Annotated in this window: 13 protein-coding genes and 1 pseudogene; 5 read left to right on the plus strand and 9 right to left on the minus strand. The window is 43.9% G+C overall.

The window, feature by feature from the left end; all coding sequences use genetic code 11:
* The 3 genes from F551_RS15945 to F551_RS0100015 form a co-directional block, all read left to right on the plus strand.
* Window positions 1-2872: Ig-like domain-containing protein (locus F551_RS15945; RefSeq protein ID WP_033404349.1), on the plus strand; the 2872-nt coding region annotated here is incomplete at its 5' end.
* Window positions 2873-2946: 74 nt separating this feature from the next.
* On the plus strand, window positions 2947-3429 hold the full coding sequence (locus F551_RS0100010; protein ID WP_018995406.1) for a toxin-activating lysine-acyltransferase: 483 nt from the start codon (window positions 2947-2949) through the stop codon (window positions 3427-3429).
* Window positions 3413-3928, plus strand: a complete 516-nt coding sequence (locus tag F551_RS0100015; protein WP_155825664.1) for a hypothetical protein — start codon at window positions 3413-3415, stop codon at window positions 3926-3928. Before F551_RS0100010 ends, F551_RS0100015 begins: the two co-directional genes overlap by 17 nt.
* A gap of 15 nt (window positions 3929-3943) precedes the next feature.
* On the opposite strand, the pseudogene F551_RS17575 reads toward F551_RS0100015, so the two are convergent.
* The 7 genes and pseudogenes from F551_RS17575 to F551_RS0100045 all read right to left on the minus strand — a co-directional run bounded on the left by F551_RS17575 (window position 3944) and on the right by F551_RS0100045 (window position 12700).
* A pseudogene (locus F551_RS17575) lies at window positions 3944-4429 on the minus strand (site-specific integrase).
* Between the two features lie 166 nt (window positions 4430-4595).
* Entirely contained in the window at window positions 4596-4913 is a 318-nt protein-coding gene (locus tag F551_RS16975) for a tyrosine-type recombinase/integrase (RefSeq protein WP_018995410.1), read from the minus strand.
* A gap of 588 nt (window positions 4914-5501) precedes the next feature.
* Window positions 5502-6917, minus strand: coding sequence for an efflux transporter outer membrane subunit (locus F551_RS0100025; RefSeq protein ID WP_018995411.1), 1416 nt, complete (start codon window positions 6915-6917; stop codon window positions 5502-5504).
* Window positions 6914-9973 (minus strand): efflux RND transporter permease subunit, encoded by a 3060-nt coding sequence (locus F551_RS0100030; protein ID WP_018995412.1) that lies wholly within the window; start codon window positions 9971-9973, stop codon window positions 6914-6916. Before F551_RS0100030 ends, F551_RS0100025 begins: the two co-directional genes overlap by 4 nt.
* 10 nt (window positions 9974-9983) lie before the next feature.
* Window positions 9984-11048 carry an efflux RND transporter periplasmic adaptor subunit gene (locus tag F551_RS0100035; RefSeq protein ID WP_018995413.1) on the minus strand — a complete coding sequence of 355 codons (1065 nt, stop codon included), beginning with the start codon at window positions 11046-11048 and terminating at the stop codon, window positions 9984-9986.
* 9 nt (window positions 11049-11057) lie between these two features.
* A complete protein-coding gene (locus F551_RS16980; RefSeq protein ID WP_018995414.1) occupies window positions 11058-11711 on the minus strand; it encodes a TetR/AcrR family transcriptional regulator in 654 nt (217 codons plus the stop codon).
* A gap of 266 nt (window positions 11712-11977) precedes the next feature.
* Entirely contained in the window at window positions 11978-12700 is a 723-nt protein-coding gene (locus F551_RS0100045; RefSeq protein ID WP_169334109.1) for a chromophore lyase CpcT/CpeT, read from the minus strand.
* A gap of 128 nt (window positions 12701-12828) precedes the next feature.
* Between F551_RS0100045 and F551_RS0100050 the strand changes: the two genes are divergently transcribed.
* Window positions 12829-14313, plus strand: coding sequence for a flavin monoamine oxidase family protein (locus F551_RS0100050; RefSeq protein ID WP_169334110.1), 1485 nt, complete (start codon window positions 12829-12831; stop codon window positions 14311-14313).
* Window positions 14313-15608, plus strand: a complete 1296-nt coding sequence (locus F551_RS0100055; protein WP_018995417.1) for a hypothetical protein — start codon at window positions 14313-14315, stop codon at window positions 15606-15608. Before F551_RS0100050 ends, F551_RS0100055 begins: the two co-directional genes overlap by 1 nt.
* A gap of 81 nt (window positions 15609-15689) precedes the next feature.
* Here the strand turns inward: F551_RS0100055 and F551_RS16985 are convergent, their stop codons facing one another.
* Window positions 15690-16610: a formylglycine-generating enzyme family protein gene (locus F551_RS16985; protein ID WP_018995418.1), complete on the minus strand. Its 921-nt coding sequence runs from the start codon at window positions 16608-16610 to the stop codon at window positions 15690-15692.
* The gene (locus tag F551_RS0100065) at window positions 16603-17598 is read right to left on the minus strand and encodes a VOC family protein (protein WP_018995419.1); all 996 of its coding nucleotides are present in this window, start codon (window positions 17596-17598) and stop codon (window positions 16603-16605) included. Before F551_RS0100065 ends, F551_RS16985 begins: the two co-directional genes overlap by 8 nt.
* Between the last annotated feature and the right edge of the window lie 19 nt (window positions 17599-17617).

Consider the following 17617-nt stretch of genomic DNA (forward strand, 5'->3'; position numbering starts at 1 on the left):
AGATGATGATGTTGGTGATACGTTGAGTATCACAGGCGTAGATTCTGTAAGTACAAATGGTGCTAGTGTAGCCTTAGATAGTGATGGCAATGTTGTTTATGATCCGAATGGTCAGTTTGATTTAGCTGAGGGTCAGACGACAACAGATACGTTCAACTATACTGTTTCTGATGGAAATGGTGGCACAGATACAGCCATAGCAACCGTAACCGTTACAGGGCGAGGTGATACGTCAGAGCCGGAATTGCCAGAAGAACCGACAAGTTATATTCCAATCAACGGAACGAGTGGAGGAGATCATTGGATCGATCAGAGCGGTAGTCAATTGTATGATGGTGGCGATGGTTGGAACAGTGTTGAATTTGCTGGTACGGAAGAAGATTACCTCTTTTCATATGATGAAGTTAAAAACGAGGGGATTGTACTTCACATCGCTAGCGGCACCTATGATCGAGTTAGAAACATTAATGCATTGCGTTTTACTGGTGATGGCTCTCAGTATGGGAAATACCGTTATTTTGGTTTAGCTCAGGGAACTGAAGGCGATGATCAAGAAATATCAATCGTTGGGACGCATAATGCGGAAACCATTTATGGGTATGGCGGCAATGATATCATTGAAGGTGGACGTGGAAACGACCGATTAGATGGTGGTTCAGGGTGGGACCGTGTAAACCTCGATGGTGTTCGTGAAGATTATGAATTCATTGAACATTCAAATGGTGTTGTCGTCGCTAGAAATATTCACACTGGCGAACAAGATGCTTTGGTCAATGTTGAAGGAATATGGTTCTATGGTGAACAAGATGATGCTAATTTGGTTGATCTTATCACAGGGACAACACAGGAGCCCGTTCCAGAATATCTAAACACACCAATTGAAGGTAATATTACTACTGGTGGGTTCCAATATCCTATCTTAATCGATCTAGGTGGAGACGGTGCTGACTTGGTCAGTGTAACGCAGTCTCGTATCGTTTTTGAAAGCGATACGGGTGGTCCACTTATGAGAATGGGGTGGATTAGTGCTAAAGATGGCATGTTAGTACTTGATCGTGATGGCGATGGCATAATCAATAAATTATCAGAGATTTCATTTGTAAATGATCTCGAAGGGGCAAAAACTGACCTCGAAGGATTGCGTGCCTATGATACCAATTTTGATGGCGTGTTTGATGCGCAAGATGATTCATGGGCGCTCTTCCAAGTATGGCGTGATGTGAATCAAAATGGTATCGGTCGTGGAAGTGAGCTTGCCTCATTAGAAGAAATGGGAATTTCAGGCATCCGATTAGCTTTGACTTCTGTCAATGAAAGTACGGATGGTTACGCGGATAGTATTGTATTAAATGAAGCATCTCTCATTACGACAGATGGCGTAGACCGGACAATCTACGATGTGGCATTGCGTGGAGAACTTGCACACGTCAGTGGTTACGTAGAGGGGGCCGTTTCTCCAGAATGGTCAACATTTAGTTGGACTTCAGATGGAGCTTTTGGGGTTGCTCAATCAGCTAGTAATCACTCAGGTGATATCGAAGATCTTGCTGAACTTCAAACGATTTCGTCAGATTCTATCTGGGGGCAAGATATTCCTTTGCAGGATTTGGTGCGCTATGTTGATTATAATGATGAGTTATCAATTCCAGATTATCTTACATTCAGTGATGATGACCCGTTAACGCCAACATTTGGCGTTAAACCTCTTGTCTTTGATCTTGATGGAAATGGGTTAGATCTTATTGATCCAGGCCAGTCTCCAATTATTCGAGATATGAATGGAAATGGTGCTGAAGATCGTTTGGGGTGGATTGGTTCAGGTGATGGTTTATTGGCGTTAGACCGTAATGGTGATGGCAATATTGATCCTGTGTCCGAAATTTCATTTGTGCAAGATCTTGAGGGGGCTCAAACAGACCTTGAAGGCTTGGTAGCCTATGATACGAATAATGATGGCTGGTTTGATGCAGATGATGCTCAGTTTGACCAATTCCAAATTTGGCAAGATTACAATTACAATGCGATCAGCGATGAAGGTGAATTGAAGTCACTCTTTGAAGCTGGCATCGCACGTATCAGCCTGACAGCTGATGAGAGTTTAGGCTATCAGGATAGCCCATTGTCAAACCGCGTATTTGGGCAGGCAGTCTTTGAGTGGAATGATGGTACGACTGGTTTGTTTGGTGATGTTGAACTACGAGGCTTCTCTGGAAGTGAAATTGAACAAGCTTTAGAGAGAGAACGTCGTAATAACTCGATTAATGCAAATGATGACATTCAAGCGCGTTTGGAAGCAATGCTAGAGGCACAACGTCGCGCTGAAGAGCTAGTACCAAATTCAGGAGAGACCTCCGGAGTTGCTTCTGCTTCTGTATCACCAGAGTCTATGTTGTCAGCTGAAGATGGTTCAAATCCAATTGAACGGTCACACATGTCCAACATAAACAGATTGGATAAGATCGCGCCTGAAATTAAAGAAGGAATGCCTTCAATTGTTCAAAATGATCTTCAATTAACTGATATTGGTGAAAGTGCTCTTTCAACAAATACACCAAAACGTAAGTGGTGGAAATTTGGTCAAAGATCTGATGATGTTCGGTCAACACCTGCATTAGGTGAACGATTGGCGAAGCTTGATGCTGAAAAGCAAGATATCGGTGTTGAGACCAATGCACAGCCAACGCCTACCGAGCGGCAAGCGGGCGAACTTGCAGAGAAGCAACGCTTAATGCAGGCGATGGCTTCATTTAAAGGTTCATCAGGCGTACCTGCTGTTAGAAAACGCGATTTGGATCAAGACAATAGTGCTGACATTGCTGTTGCAAAAATGAATAAGAAGAGTGGATTTGGAATTCGTTCTTTGTTTAATTAATACCAAAGCGTGAAAAATGGACTCGGTAATAAAGAGTTGCCGAGTCAAATGCGTAATATGAAAAGAGTAGATATATGAGTGGGAATGATATGGGTGCGCAGATGAATGCGGAGCCTGCACCTAAGAAGACTGTATCACAGGTTTTGGGGGAAGTGACATGGTTGCTTACCCAGTCACCTATTCACAAGCAGTTATTCATTGGGGATTTGGAGTGGTTTGTCATGCCTGCCGTATTGCTAGAGCAATTCCGCATCTTCAACGGACCAAATCATCCTGCAGGTGTAGCATTATGGGCAAATGTTTCTGAAGAGACTGAGAAACGTCTGATGGATGGTGGTTATAAATTACGTCCAGATGAATGGAAGGGTGGTGATCGCGCCTGGCTGATTGAGCTGATTGCTCCATTTGGTGGGCAAGATGAAATGATGAAAGATTTCTCCGAGCACATTTTTAAAGGTAAGCCTTTTAAATTCCATAAGACTGGACCAGACGGAGTTCGAATGGTTGAAACATATTCTCTTGCGTCAAAGGATGAGAGTGGTGAGACAGCACATTAAAACGATTGGTTGTGCTCTCATGCTGTTAGGTTTAGCTGTGAGTGCAGGGTGCGCAACCCCAACTCAAGCCCAAATAGAACAACGTGCTTACAACAAGCTATTGCGTCATACTTCCGTTCAAGATGTGGGTAAGGGGCAGTTTATTGTTGAATCTTGGGGCGGCGTTCATACGGATGCAGATTCCCTTGAGCTTCGATTGTTGGCACGAGCTGCGGACGCGACCTTAAGAGCAGGCAAAGAGAATTTTGCTGTTGTGCAATTGTTTGACCGCAATAAAGCAGATGGCGGCGTTATGATTTCTGATGAAGTCTGGATTGGAAGTTATTCTGACATTGTGGCTTCTCGATTTGATCGTAACCTCGAAGGAAGTCTCAAGGACATGGTCAAGCCAGGTCTTAAAGCCATCATTCAAATCGTTGATCCATCACACCCTGAAGCTACAAATACATTCAAAGCGCAAGATACTTATGACACGCTCAATAGAGAAAAGATGTTGTAACTTTAATAGATAGCCTCAGCCAATTTCTTTGAAATATTGTTGGCTGTGGGCTATAGTCTGATCATTTGCAAGATGTGCATAGCGAGCAGTTGTTTGCGGTTGATAGTGTCCAAGTAGTTTGCCAATCATTGGTAAGTTTTCTTCATTGGCAATCACAGTGGATGCGTAGGTGTATCTTAAATCATGAATGCGGACATCTTCCAAATTGGCGGTCTTTCTAATGTGTCTCCATGGTTTTTGGAGATCAGTGAGAGATTGTCTTTGCTTTTAGCCTGTAATGACAAAAGGGTTATCCAGCTCGCGGGAGAGTGAGTTGGGCAATTCAACCGCTGAAGTTCCAAGATATATGTTTTTGGCCTTCTTGGAATCTGGCAGTAAGAGTAATTGTCGATCAAGATCAACATGAGCCCATTTCAGTTGTTGTATTTCTCCTAATCGACATCCAGTGAGAATGAGTAATTTTATGCAGGCAACAGCAGATGGGGCGAGGGGATTTTCCACACTGAGTGCTTTACCCAATCTTTGTGGCTGCTCGGCTTGTGATAAAAAACGTTCCCGTTTTTCTTCTTTGAACTTTTTGATGCCTCGACATGGGTTACTAAACTCGTCTCTTAAGCCCCGGGCTTCGGCTTGAGAAAATAGAATTGATAATACTCCCAACGTCCGATTAGCTTGATAAGGTGTTTGTCATCATTTCATGATGAATAGCAATGATATCTTGACGGCTAACGTCTTTGACAATCAGCCTTCCAAGCTTTGGTAAAATGAACAAATCTATAGAACGTCTATATTCTGAAGCTGTGCTCTGTTTAAGATGTTGAGGGACATATTTAATCAAGAAACGTTCGCACAGTTTTTTTACTGTTCCGCCATGACATGCTTTCGTTTGATCTTCCGTTGGATCTTTTCCTGAAGTTAAGTTGTGTAGAGTAGATTTTGCTTGTTTGCGTGCGTCTTTCAGTTGTGATGGGGCCAAGTTGGCCAATTGTAATTCGTCGCATACGCCCTTTGGAGCGTGACATCACAAAGTAGGATTTTCCGCCAGATTTTCTCATTCGAATGCCGAAGTTTTTAAGAGCATCATCATAATTATCTTTGTCAATGGATTGAGGTACCAGAAGATCAACTGACCGTATAGTGAGTTTCATTCCATCAACTTTCTTTTATTCTGATTTTGATTTTTCGGCCGACATACTCGATCAATCAAAATTCAGGTTGGGTTACAAATGGGTTACAACGCGACAGGAAATCACGAGAACTCAATACGATCAAAAATGATGTAAAAGTCAACAATAACAATTGGGTATGGTATTTGTGGGGAGCTGAAGGTAGAAACTAAAAAAGCCCAATCATCAAACTCATAACCTGAAGGTCGTTGGTTCAAATCCACCCCCCCCCGCACCCAATCTTTCCTAACAATATCAAATACATACAACCAACCACCTTAACGGGTGGTTTTTGCGTTTGGGCACATCTTGAACATTTATCTTAAAAGGAAGTACTCCCCCCTGAAAACAGTCTATGGACTATAATTAATACGCCTAAACATGCGATACAAGTTCGAGGGGGAGATTTATTGAGGGGACTTCTTCCAACTACCGCCCAGCGCCAGATTAAGATCAATCCATTCATCGATGCGTTGTTTTTCAGCTGAAACTTTGTTGCTTTCTGCGGAAAATACGCGTTGTTGAATTGTCAAAACGTCGATGAGGTCAGTTTCGCCTTCACGGTATCTTTTTCTTGCTACATCCAGCGCGCGGTTAGCCTGGTCTGCTGATTCTGAGAGTGCTTCTGTACGTTTTCGAACAACTTCAAATTGGTCGAGGTTGGTTTCTACTTCTTCAAATGCGGAAAGAGCAGTTTGAGCATAGTCAATCAATGCAATTTCATACTCTGATTTTGCTTGATCAATGTGAGCTTTACTGAACCCGTTATCAAAAAGCAGGTAGGCGATATCACCAGCTATCCCAGATATGATTTGGTCGACATCAAACAAGTTACGCAGTTCGTTTGAAGTGCTGCCAGAAGAAGCGGTAAGATTAAAACTTGGAAGTCTGGCGACTTTGGCCAGATCCAATGAGTAAGTTGCGGCTTTAAGAGCCTGTCCTGCTGCTATTATATCCGGTCGGCGTTCGAGCAATTCTGAAGGAAGGCCGACAGGAGGAAGTTGGGGCACTTCTGGCAAAGCTTCCTCCAATTCTAGATCAGCGTCAGGATATCTCCCGATGAGTACTTGTAGTGCTCTTACAGCGTCTCGGCGTGCACCCTCAGCTAAAAGGAGAGAAGCTTTTGTTGCGGCCACATCAGAAGCTGAAAGCGCAACATCTTGCGCCATCGCTAACCCTTCATTGTATTGAATATTGACAATGCGGTCCGTCTCGGAAAGCGTTGTGAGGTTGTTTCGGGCCACCTCTGCCTGAAGCTTAGCTTCTAAGCCGATAAAGTAAGCATCAGCAACTGCCGCAGCGATGGAGTATTGTGCAAAGAGGAAGTCTGCTTCAGATGTCAGTGCATTGGAGGCTGCTGCTTTTTGCCCTGCTTTTATTCTGCCCCAAATGTCAGCTTCCCAGGTCGCTTGAATGCCCCAGTCAAAGCTAGCTATGTCTTGTTGAGATTTGTTTGAAAAAAAGGTTCTGTCTGCTCCACCACTGAGCCCAACGCTTGGGAGCAAAGGTACACCAGCCTGACGTGCTAAAGCCCAGGACCGCTCAACATTTGCAGCGGCTTTTTGTAGGTCTTGATTATTCTGTTGAGCTTCTCTCACCAATTTTGATAAAGTCTTATCTTCTAAGGCATCAACCCACCCAATTTGAACATTTTCGCTGTTCGTATGTTTCGAACTCCATTTCTCGGGCACTTGAGTGACGCTTGAAGACAAAGCACTTGAAATGGCCTCGTCCGACGTTCCGTTTTTTAGAGCGGGAAGGGTGGAACAGCCCGAAACTGTGACTAAGGCTAAAGAAAGGTAGGCATAGTTGCGGGAGTTCATTGCGCGACCTCAGATTTATCAATTCGGAAAAAGAGAGCATATAAAACAGGCGTTACCAACAGCGTGATCAGTGTCGCAAAGCTAAGTCCAAACGCCAGAACGACCGTCATGGACTTGAAAAACGCATCAAAATACAAAGGTATAATGCCTAATACTGTAGTGAACGCTCCCATAAGGACTGGTCTTAGGCGACTGGATGCAGATTGTATCAAAGCGTCAAATCTTGGAATGCCTTGTTTTATTAGGGCATCAGTATTGTCTACCAAAACAAGGGAGTTTTGAATCAGAAGTCCGGACAGAGCTAGTAGGCCCAACAAACCCATAAATTCCAATGGAGTTCCAGTGGCGACGAGCCCAATTACAACGCCTATCAGCGCTAAGGGAACGATTGCCCATATTATGATTGGTTGTCGCAGGCGATTGAACAAAATTATGACGACCAAAACCATAGCCAACAGGCCAAGTGGGATTGTTGATGCTAGACTAGATTGAGCTTCTGCCGAACTTCCAAATTCGCCATCCCAACTCAGTGAATAGCCATCTGGTAGTGGGATTGCTTCAATTTGTGGCTTGAGACGGTTGAACAAGTCCGCGGCCAAAACTCCGGGTGCCGGGTCTGATTGTGCTCTGATCGTTAAAACCCTGTCTTCACGAAGCAATCGACCATTTCTCCATTTTACGTGAACACCGTCGAGTAATTGTCCAAGAGGAACGGTTTCATTTGTCGTAGGACTTAAAATTTGGATCGTTGCCATATCCCAAGGGTTGGCTTTTTCATCTGCAGGGGCTCTGAAAATAACTGGTATTAGCTTGTCACCATCACGGAAAACAGTGCGCTGTTGACCTGAGTAATTCGTCTGCAGAGCGTCAGAAAACTCTTTTCGAGAAATGCCTACACGTTCGCCCTTACTCTGAGAGTATATAGGTTCGATATAGCTAATCGCTCTTTTCCAATCATCCTTAATCAAAACTGCTCCATCATCAGCAGACATGATGGCCTTCGCATCATTTGCTAGATTTCTTAGAGTCTTTGCATCTGGACCGGAAAAGACAGCTTCAATTTTTGAGCCTCCACCTGGACCCATTCGAAATTTCCAAGCTTTTCCAAGACCTAACGGGAAGTTTTCATCAATATAATTCTGTAAAATTGGAATTAGAGTATCGCTTTTGCGATAGTCATCGATCTTTATTAAAAGTTGTCCTGTGGAAGAGTTCTCTGCGCCAGATTCATATACCAACATGTATCGTAAAGTTGACCCACCAATTAAGGTTTGCACATCTGTTACGCCCTCAAGACCTTTGGCATAAGCTTCCAGTCTAACCATATCCTGCGTTGTTGAACTAATGTCCGTTCCTTCAGGAAGTTGATAGTCAACCACGATTTGTGGGGACGTTGAAGCAGGAAAAAAACCGCTTTTTACAAATTGAAAGCCCCAGATCGACAAACCAAAAATACTTACAACAGAAAGCAGCGTGATCGTTTTTCTCTGAAGAATAGAGCGTATGATCGTCTCATAGAACGTCATAAACCGATTTGGTTTGGGGGCATTTTCTTCTTCACTACTCGTCATTTCTGGGAACAACCAATAACAGAACAGGGGAGTAATCGTGAATGCAAAAAACCAGCTAAGCCCAAGAGCAATCGCAACAACCCAAAACAGTGAATTTGTGAACTCGGCAGTATCTCCGGGAGCAAATCCGATTGGGGCAAAAGCTATCATCCCGACTAGCGTGCCTCCGATTAATGGCTTCATATTGCTCTTGGCGACATCTATTGCGACATCGAGCTTTTTCTTTCCTTCTTTTATGCCGACTAATATCCCGTCTGTGATAACGACTCCATTGTCGACCAGCATTCCCAATGAAACAACCAAAGCACCTAAAGAAATACGGTGCATTGGAATGCCACTGCCCCACATTATGAGAAGGGTAGCCGACATTGTAATTAACACAGTGGCCCCCATAATTATGCCAGAGCGGAAACCCATGAAAATCAAAAGCGTAACAAATACGATAGCTAGTGATGAAAGTACATTTAGGGCAAAATTATTGATCGCATTGTCGACGACTTTTCCTTGATGATAGTATTCATGCAGCTCTATACCTGCGGGACGCATATGATCTATCGAAGCCAATTTTTCATCGATGTCTTCACCCATTTGAACTACGTTCACACCTGAAATGTTGGCCACACCAATTCCAATGGCGGGGACACCGTTGAATCGAATAATTTTAGTGACAGGGTCTTCATAGCCTCTGACGACATTTGCCACGTCGCCAAGTCGCATGGTGCTTCCACTGGTTGGGTCAATTATTAGCAATGACCGAATGGCGTCTACTGTTGTTAAACCACCTGTTGGCTGGATACTAATCCGTTCATCCGCGATTTTAACATTGCCTGCAGACGAAACTGTGTTTTGTTGAGACAGAGTATTGTAGATATTGTTGAGGGAAACTCCGAGTGCCGCTGTCTTGTCGCGTGAGATTTCTACATAGATTGCTTCATCTTGCTCTCCGATTAGAGCAACTTTTCCAACACCTTTTACTTCCAATAGATCTCGTCGCAGTTCTTTTGCGTAAGATAGAAGCTCGGGGGGAGTGAAACCTTCACCAGTTAAAAGGTAATACAAGCCATACACATCACCGAAATCATCATTGACTATGACCTGACCAGCGCCGGGAGGTAGACTGGCTTTGGTGTCAGCGATTTTGTTTCTTAGCTTTGTCCATACAAGTTGGAGTTCACCTCTGGTGGGAGAGGCGGAAAACTTAATCTCTACGGTGATTTCTGATAAGTTTGTGGATGACTCTGAAGAAACTGTTTTGACCTCTGGTAACTGTTGTATTGCCGTTTCTAAGACTTCAGTCACCTCATTGAGAACTTCCGTTGGGCTAGCTCCAGGGTATTGGGTGTACACCTTGGCAACCCGAATGGTAAATTCAGGGTCTTCAAACCGTGGCATTTCGTTGTAAGCCATCCATCCGCCAACGAGAGACAAAATAATAGCTATGGCGCATATGAGCGGGTTCTTAATTGAAAATTCAGTTAGCGTCATGGTTTGTGCCTTACTTAGCTTCCCATGCGCGTACGGTCATGCCGTCATGGAGAAATGATCCACCTGCAGCTACGATAACGTCACCACTGTTTAAACCGTTTAAGACAATGACTTCCTCTTTCTGCATGCCTATACCGGTGGAAATAGTAGTTTTGGAAATTTTCATAGTGTTTTGATCAACGCGCCATACAAAGAGATTGTCTCCTTCCGCAATGACGGAGGAAATCGGAATGGCGATGCCTGATGGAACAATGTCGGATGTGTTGTTGAATTCAAAGTCTGTTGTAATTTTTCCCGTCATTCCCGGAAGCACCGCAAGGTTATCTGGAGATGAAAAACGAAAACTCACACTATATGTTTGTGAAGCGGGGTCTGCTTGGCCGGCGGCTTCTTTGAAAACGGCAGGAAACGAGTCGTTTAAGGCAGCATCCAGGACAACTCGTGTGTTGATTGGTGTGAATTGAGGGGTGCGGGCGACTAGGTCTGCAGGCACATTGATTGATGCTACAACTTCTTTGCTCTGGATATTTGCGATTGGTGAGCCGGCTTGTATGTTTTGATGACGTTCTACATGTACTTTAGAAATATACCCTGAGAACGGGGCTCTGAGTATTGTATTATTTGAAGCTTTTCTTGCTGTGTCTAACGCGGCTTTTGCTACATCACGATTTGTTTTGCGTGTTTCCAACACACTTCGAGAAACTGCATCTTGTTCAGCTAATCTAACCGCGCGTTGATATTCTGTTTCTGCATTGTCGAATTGGGCTTGAGCTTGTGAGAGTGAGTTTTGAAAATCGCGTTCTTCCACACGTGCGATGATCTGACCTTTGTTAACTTCATCACCTTCCAATACATCTAGAACAACTATTTTACCTCCCACTTGAAATGTAAGTTCTGCCGCTTCCTCAGCTTCGACAATAGCAGGAAAGCTCAAAGACCTAGATGAACTTGCCTGACTGACTGTAACGAGTTTTGCAGGGCGTATTTTTATAGTTGGATCAGAGGAGGCTTCTTGCTTCCCGCATGCGGACAACAGGACCAATATTAACCCACTTAAAAATAATCTGTTTAACATTTTGCGGTCCTAAATCATGTTTTGGTTGTGAGAAATATAACTTGATAGATTAGAAAGTTGGGCGCTGTTCATTCCCAGGGCCATAAACATTCTCTTCACATACAATGGAGCATCGGATGGCGATTTTGTCCCTTGTACTATGGATTGTATTCCGCGATATGTGATGCCTTTGATAACATCAGTAGCTATCTCAACATCGATGTCGTCCTTGTCGAAAAAGCCTCGTTTCTGAGCTGCTTTGATGTCTTCTTCTAGTTTGTTTTTGAAAACAGCTTCGAACTTTTCTTTATTGTGGAACTCGTTGGCATACAAAAAAAGCTTCCCCAAAATCTTATCGTCATGTGCTTTTTGAAAGAACCAACGGATAGTTACGGCTAAGCATTCCGGGCCCCTTGGAATATCCTTCGCTGGATTGTGAATTAACACATCAACATCATCATGGATTTTTTGAAAAACCGAAATGATTAGGTCATCCATGTCGGTGAAGTAATTGTAGAAAGTTCCTCTCGATACAGAGGCCGCTTTACATATGTCATTCGTTTTTGTTGTGGCAACTCCAATACGCGCAAAACACTTCATCGCCGCTGCGATAAGCAGTTGTTGTGTTTGCTCTCTTTTCAGATTGCCTATTTCCGAGCGGGTTTTTGTAGTTGACGAATTCATGCGATGACAATTATGTCAAAATGACAAAAGTGTCAATTTAAATTTCGTGAACAGGAATTCTCTCTTGCTCGAAAGTACAATCATTACATCCTTCTATCATTTGTTAGGCGTCAAGGTTGTTCAATGAAGAGGAGGAGGGGGGGATATTGGAGGACGGAACAGCTTTAAAGTTGCTTGGAATATATAAAGGCGGGGTCCACGTTGAATTTGGACCCCGCCTTAAGGGATACTTTGGTTGCGATTTTGTATTTTCTCTCGCTGGAAACTTAATTCACTACTTTGTCGAGTTTGTGATAAGTGAAACCTCCAGCGGTCATTGTGATCTCCATTGTTTCAGCATCAACAATTCTGTCACGGAACCAGAAATCTTCAGCACTTAAGCTGACTTGATAGTCAAATATATTTTTTCCAAATTTGCATTGGTCTTTAGGCATCATCATATGCAACCGATTGTCATCTTGTTGATGAACGATGAGATCACAACTATCAGGTAATGGAGACATGTCATCTGGTGTCAGTTTGGAAACTTCTGATAGGTGTTTCCAAGCGTTGGCATAAGTTGTTTTATCGGGAAAATACCAAAGTTTGACTCGGACCTTGTCTTCTTGATCCACTTTGATTGTGTATAATCGTTGACGATAAGGATTGTCGTTGAATGTGAATTCTTCGAGATATAAAACTTTTTCTCCGAATGCAGGAATGTCAATTGTGCGATAGTAAGAAGTCACTGGTAAGTGGCCGCCAAAGGTCTGACCATCTTCATGTTGTCCTTCATTCCAGATTGGCGCACCATCTTCTTTTAAAAAACTGATTTGCTCGGCATTGCTGTAGTCGCCTGGCCACCACTTCATTGTCAAATCCGCAATCTCTTGGGAGGTGAGGCGTTGATCTATTGATGAGTTTGCTACGCTGCCACATCCACTCACAGCAAACGTTAAAACTCCTGCTAGTGTGCTAGTCAAACACTTTCCAAGCATCGATTTTTTCATTGGGTTTTGCTCCGCCATCAGAATTGGTTGTAAATATTTGTATATATTGTATACATAATGATATATCTTTTGTGAAGCGAGATAGCCAAATTTATTGATAAGTGTGTAAGGTAAGATAGATGGTGAAGATGAACCGACGAAAAGTGTTAGCGGGTGGGCTTGCACTCAGCGCAGCAGCTTGTGGAAAGAGTAAACCAGTAAAGTCAGCAGTGCAAAACGCTTCACCATCTCCAGAAAAATTACCGTTTATTGCATCTGATGTTATAGTGATCGGTGCTGGGTTAGCGGGTTTGAACTCGACTTTGTTGCTTGAGGAACTTGGCTTCAAAGTCACCTTGATAGAAGGTCGAAATAGAGTTGGTGGACGTCTATATACAATGGATGATGTTCCTGGTGCGCCAGAGGCCGGTGGGAGCGGTATAGGAAGTATTTATGGAAGGTTGATTGGTGCAACCCAGCGGTATGGTATTCCATTAGGTCCCGAAAGAAAGCGAACGGTGCCTGTTCCAGAAATATCAATGATGAATGTTTCTGGCCAACATATTCGATTTGACGAGTGGGAAAATCATCCGCTCAACCCTTTGCCGGCGGAGTTTAAAAAGACCTTACCTTGGTATGTTCAGTATGGTCTTTTTGCGAAAGACAATCCTTTAAAATCCACTCTTGATATCACTGATCCTAAATTCACCGAAAAAGATGTTTCGATATATCGTTATCTTGCTGAGAAAGGGTTTTCTCCGGAGGCTATTCGGCTCGCTGCTGGTACGAATATGAGTTATGGGGACGAGGCAGGTCCACATGGGTTATCTGCATTGATGATGTACCATATTCTTACGTTTGGTAGTATGGGGCGAGGGAATTTAAACTCAGGAGGGCCGTTTGCTGGGGTAGGGGGAAATCAACGTATTCCTGAGGGAATGGCGCGACATGTAAAAGGAGATATTCATTTAGGTGCCAAAGTAACTGGAATTCGGCATGAAAATGATCACGCAGAAGTGCATCTTGATGATGGGCGGATTGCAAAAGCCAAGCATATTATTGTGACAATTCCATTCTCGGCATTGCGCCTAGTGAAACTTGATGCACCTGTACACCCCCTTCAAGATGAGGCAATTCGGACGCTGGGCTATACAAATGTGACTCATCTTCACTTCTTGCCTACTCGTAAGTTTTGGGAAGAAGATGGTCTACCTCCATCAATGTGGACAGATGGTGCACCGGCGCGTTTTATGGCGCTACGCAATGATCCAGAGAACCCAGAAAAGATAACGAGCTTTATAGCATTTGCGAATGATAAGGTCGCGAACCATTTTGATAGATTGGGCCCTGATTTATCAAGCCAATATGTACTGAATTACCTCAAACAAATCAGGCCCAGCACGGAAGGTGCACTGAAGTTTGTGAAGTTCTGGTCATGGCAGCTAGATCCGTACGCTGGCGGCGCTTATGCTTTTTGGCGGCCAGGTCAATTGTCTTCTTTGGGCAGGTATGTGGCTCGACCAGCAGGTAGAATTCACTTCGCGGGTGAGCACACGGCGTTTGCTAATCGCGGTATGGAAGCAGCAATGGAGTCTGGTGAAAGGGCTGCTTTCGCAGTTGCGGGGGCTGGGTGATGTTGTCAAAATCAGACAAAATGGTTTGCGCTGCGGTTCTAGCGGGGCTCATGTTTGTAGCCTGTGAAAGTCAACCATTTCCTCGGCCAATAGCGTGCGACGTTGCTTCGATTGAAATACAATGTGTCGCTCAACAGGCTTATGACTTTCTAGAGACCATTGAGGACTCGTATGTCAAAATTAGCGGACTGAGTGAGTTTGCGATTGCTGTAGACACTGCAATTGATGCTCCTATTGAACAGGCTGAAGCCGTTGACTTGATACAAAAGGCGATTGAAGAGTTTGATTATATTGCTGATGTAAAACAAAAAAGCGCAGCTCTAAGCGAGATATTGGTAGCATTGGGTGAGCTTTCAAAAGATAAATCCATCTTAGACTTGCGCGATGACATTTTGGCAAAGAGCGCTGGGATGGAAGCTTCCGTCTTGATAGATGCTGCTGCAAAGAGTGTTTTGATAACGGCCCGTCATGATGACTTAGGCAAGGCTCTCAATGGCGCACACAATTTACCTGAAAGTCAAAGTCTCGAAGAAAATGCCAAGGCTATTGTTTTAAGAAAGCTTGCCGGGAAATTCGCAGAAAAAGGTGATTTTGTAACGGCTAGAGAAGTCATTCAGTCAATTACAATGAGTATTACATACTATCAGGCAATGGCCCGCATTGATGTGGCTCGATTGGCTTTCCAAGCAGACAAAGCAAAGTTGGCTGAAGAATTGCTTGCTGAAGCTGACGATATCGCTCGTGCTCAGGATAATGGATATTTTATCGGAGCGGCGTTGAGAGATATTGGATATACTTTGCTTTTGATAGATGAAAGTGATCGTGCGAATATTTATTTCACTGATGCAATGCAAGCAGCTTCAAAAGCAAAAAAGCAAAACGAAAAAGCCAGAGCGACGAGCCGTATTGCGACACGTTTGAGCGATGCTAAAGCATATAATCAAACCGTAGAAGTTTTGGAATATGCTGTTGAGCTGGCAGGGCAGATTGAATCGCCCAGAATGCAAGGATATTCATATTACGAAATTTCTGGTTCAGCTGCGTTTAGCGGAGAGTTTGATCTCGCGAGGAGAATGATTGAGCTTGTCCCTGAAAAACCTCTGGGAATGGCTACCACATTAAAATCGGCGGCAATGAGAGATTTAGCGTGGGGATATGCGCGACATGGTAATACGGCCAAGGCTTTGCAGATATGTCGTGAAATATCGGATCCAAGAGAGAAAATGCAGGCTTATAGCCGAGTATTGCGATTAATGAAAAATGTAGGTTTGGAAGCTCCTAGCCGATACTTATAACTTTCGATTGTGAAGCTGCTGTATTACGGGAAATTTTGGAAGCCCTGTGAAGATGACTTTCATCAACACAGGGCGCAATTGTCACTGATCTAATGCAACACGGAAACCCAGCAATTGACTGTGATAGTGTGCTAGATCACCGGCTTGTGCGCCGAGTCTAACCCAATCGGTACCAGAAACCCAGCCTCCGCCCCGAGGAACGCGTCTCTCGCACAGGCCTTCCTCTTCTTCAAGCCAAGCACTTCCATCTAGAGGAGCGTTTTCTTTGTTCATGTGGAGACAGTCTTCTGTCCATTCCCAAGCGTTGCCTAGCATGTCGTGTAGACCCCAAGCATTGGGTTTGTAACTAGCGACAGGTGCGGTGTGTAGGTATCCGTCATTGCAATTGAACAGGGGAGCATAATCAAAATGTCGTCTAAAATTCTCATCCGCTACGTTTGCATATTCGCACGCATCTTTATTCGAGCTTCCCCAAAACCAAGGCCCGCGGCTACCAGCTCGGGCTGCATACTCCCATTCAGACGATGAAAGCAGTCGATAAGATTTGTGGGTTTCTTTCGACAACCAATCTACATATGCGCGAGCATCGTCATAACTTACGCAGACGACCGGGTGTTTTTCATTTTGTGGAATTCCAGCATCTGACCAAGAATGAGCTTTGACGTAGCCCAAAATCCGGTTGGGACCCCAAGTATTGCAGCCATCTTCAAGCATTTTATGTCCGGATGCTTCCATGAATGCGCGATATTGCGCGATTGTGACTTCAGTTTTTCCGACCGCTAAAGAATAGTCGATCGTGACTTCTCGAAGTGGCAGATCTCCGCGTTTTGTGTTGGCTTCGTATTTTTCAACACCAATTGTTGCTTTACCGCTAGGGATTGAAACCATTACGGGGCAGTGTTCGCAATCTTGGAATGATGTTTGATCATCTGTTTGTGCGCTGGCAACCGAGAATAAACAGGAAACACCAGCAGATAATGTGAGTTTCAAGAATTTAGACACTTTCAAATACCTCTATCGCAAAACCATCGGGATCTTTGAGAATGGCTGATCTAGAAGATGGAAGCCCTGGAGACCCGTACTTGTCAGGTGTTTTTAGAACTTCAACTCCTATTTCTTCTGCTTGGGAAACGATTGCATCTAAATCTGATGTTTCAAAGCTCCACATGACAATGCCTCTTTTGGGGGGGAGATAATTATCATCAGCAGCCGGGATGTTACCGTCTTTGTGGTCCATCAAAACGACATACCCTGAGGCTGAACCCGGTGCAAAACCTTGAATGAAACGTTCATTCGTTCCTTCAGGCATGTTTAAGGCAGACTGCTCTCCAACAACAAATTCCACATCTCTTCTGATTTCGTAACCTAGAATATCTTGGAAGAATTTTAGCGTTTTTTCAGTGTGTTGAATACATCTTGAAGAATATGCAGCAGCCCCAATTTTTGTTCGCTCTTTAACTGGGCCAACAGGAATGAATATGTCAGGTCGCTTGACACCCATGACGAACACGTTGTCAGCAACTGGATAAACGATTTCCGCTGAAATATATGTTTCACCTGTTGGGCTGGTGAACTCCATTTCCTTTACGCCCATTGTGGAAGAAATCTCCAACGAGCGCATGGTTTTCTCATGCTCGTACAAGTCTTCAATGGGAAAGCTTAGTGTTGCACCTCCCAGATGCAGACCAGTAGTGGAGGGACGAATGGGGCCTGAGTCTTCGTTATGCGCTAACACTCGGATTTGGATATTGTTGTGGGGGGCACTCAGATAGAATAAGCCGAATTCAAACGTATTGTTTGTATCCAGCAATAAATATTGGCTGACACAGGTGTCGGAACATGATTTCCATCCTGAAAATTCTAATTTGTATCCTTCACAAAAAATGCGTTCCAGTTGTTCTTTATCAGACGTTATGATTGTGACGGTGTGTAGTGGGCTAACACGTGCTGCGTCTACTGAGCTTTTGGGAATAAAGATATCTTCTAACATTGAAATTGTGCCTTCGAGT

The sequence above is a fragment of the Hirschia maritima DSM 19733 genome, from assembly GCF_000378345.1.
GTDB classification, from domain to species: domain Bacteria; phylum Pseudomonadota; class Alphaproteobacteria; order Caulobacterales; family Hyphomonadaceae; genus Hirschia; species Hirschia maritima.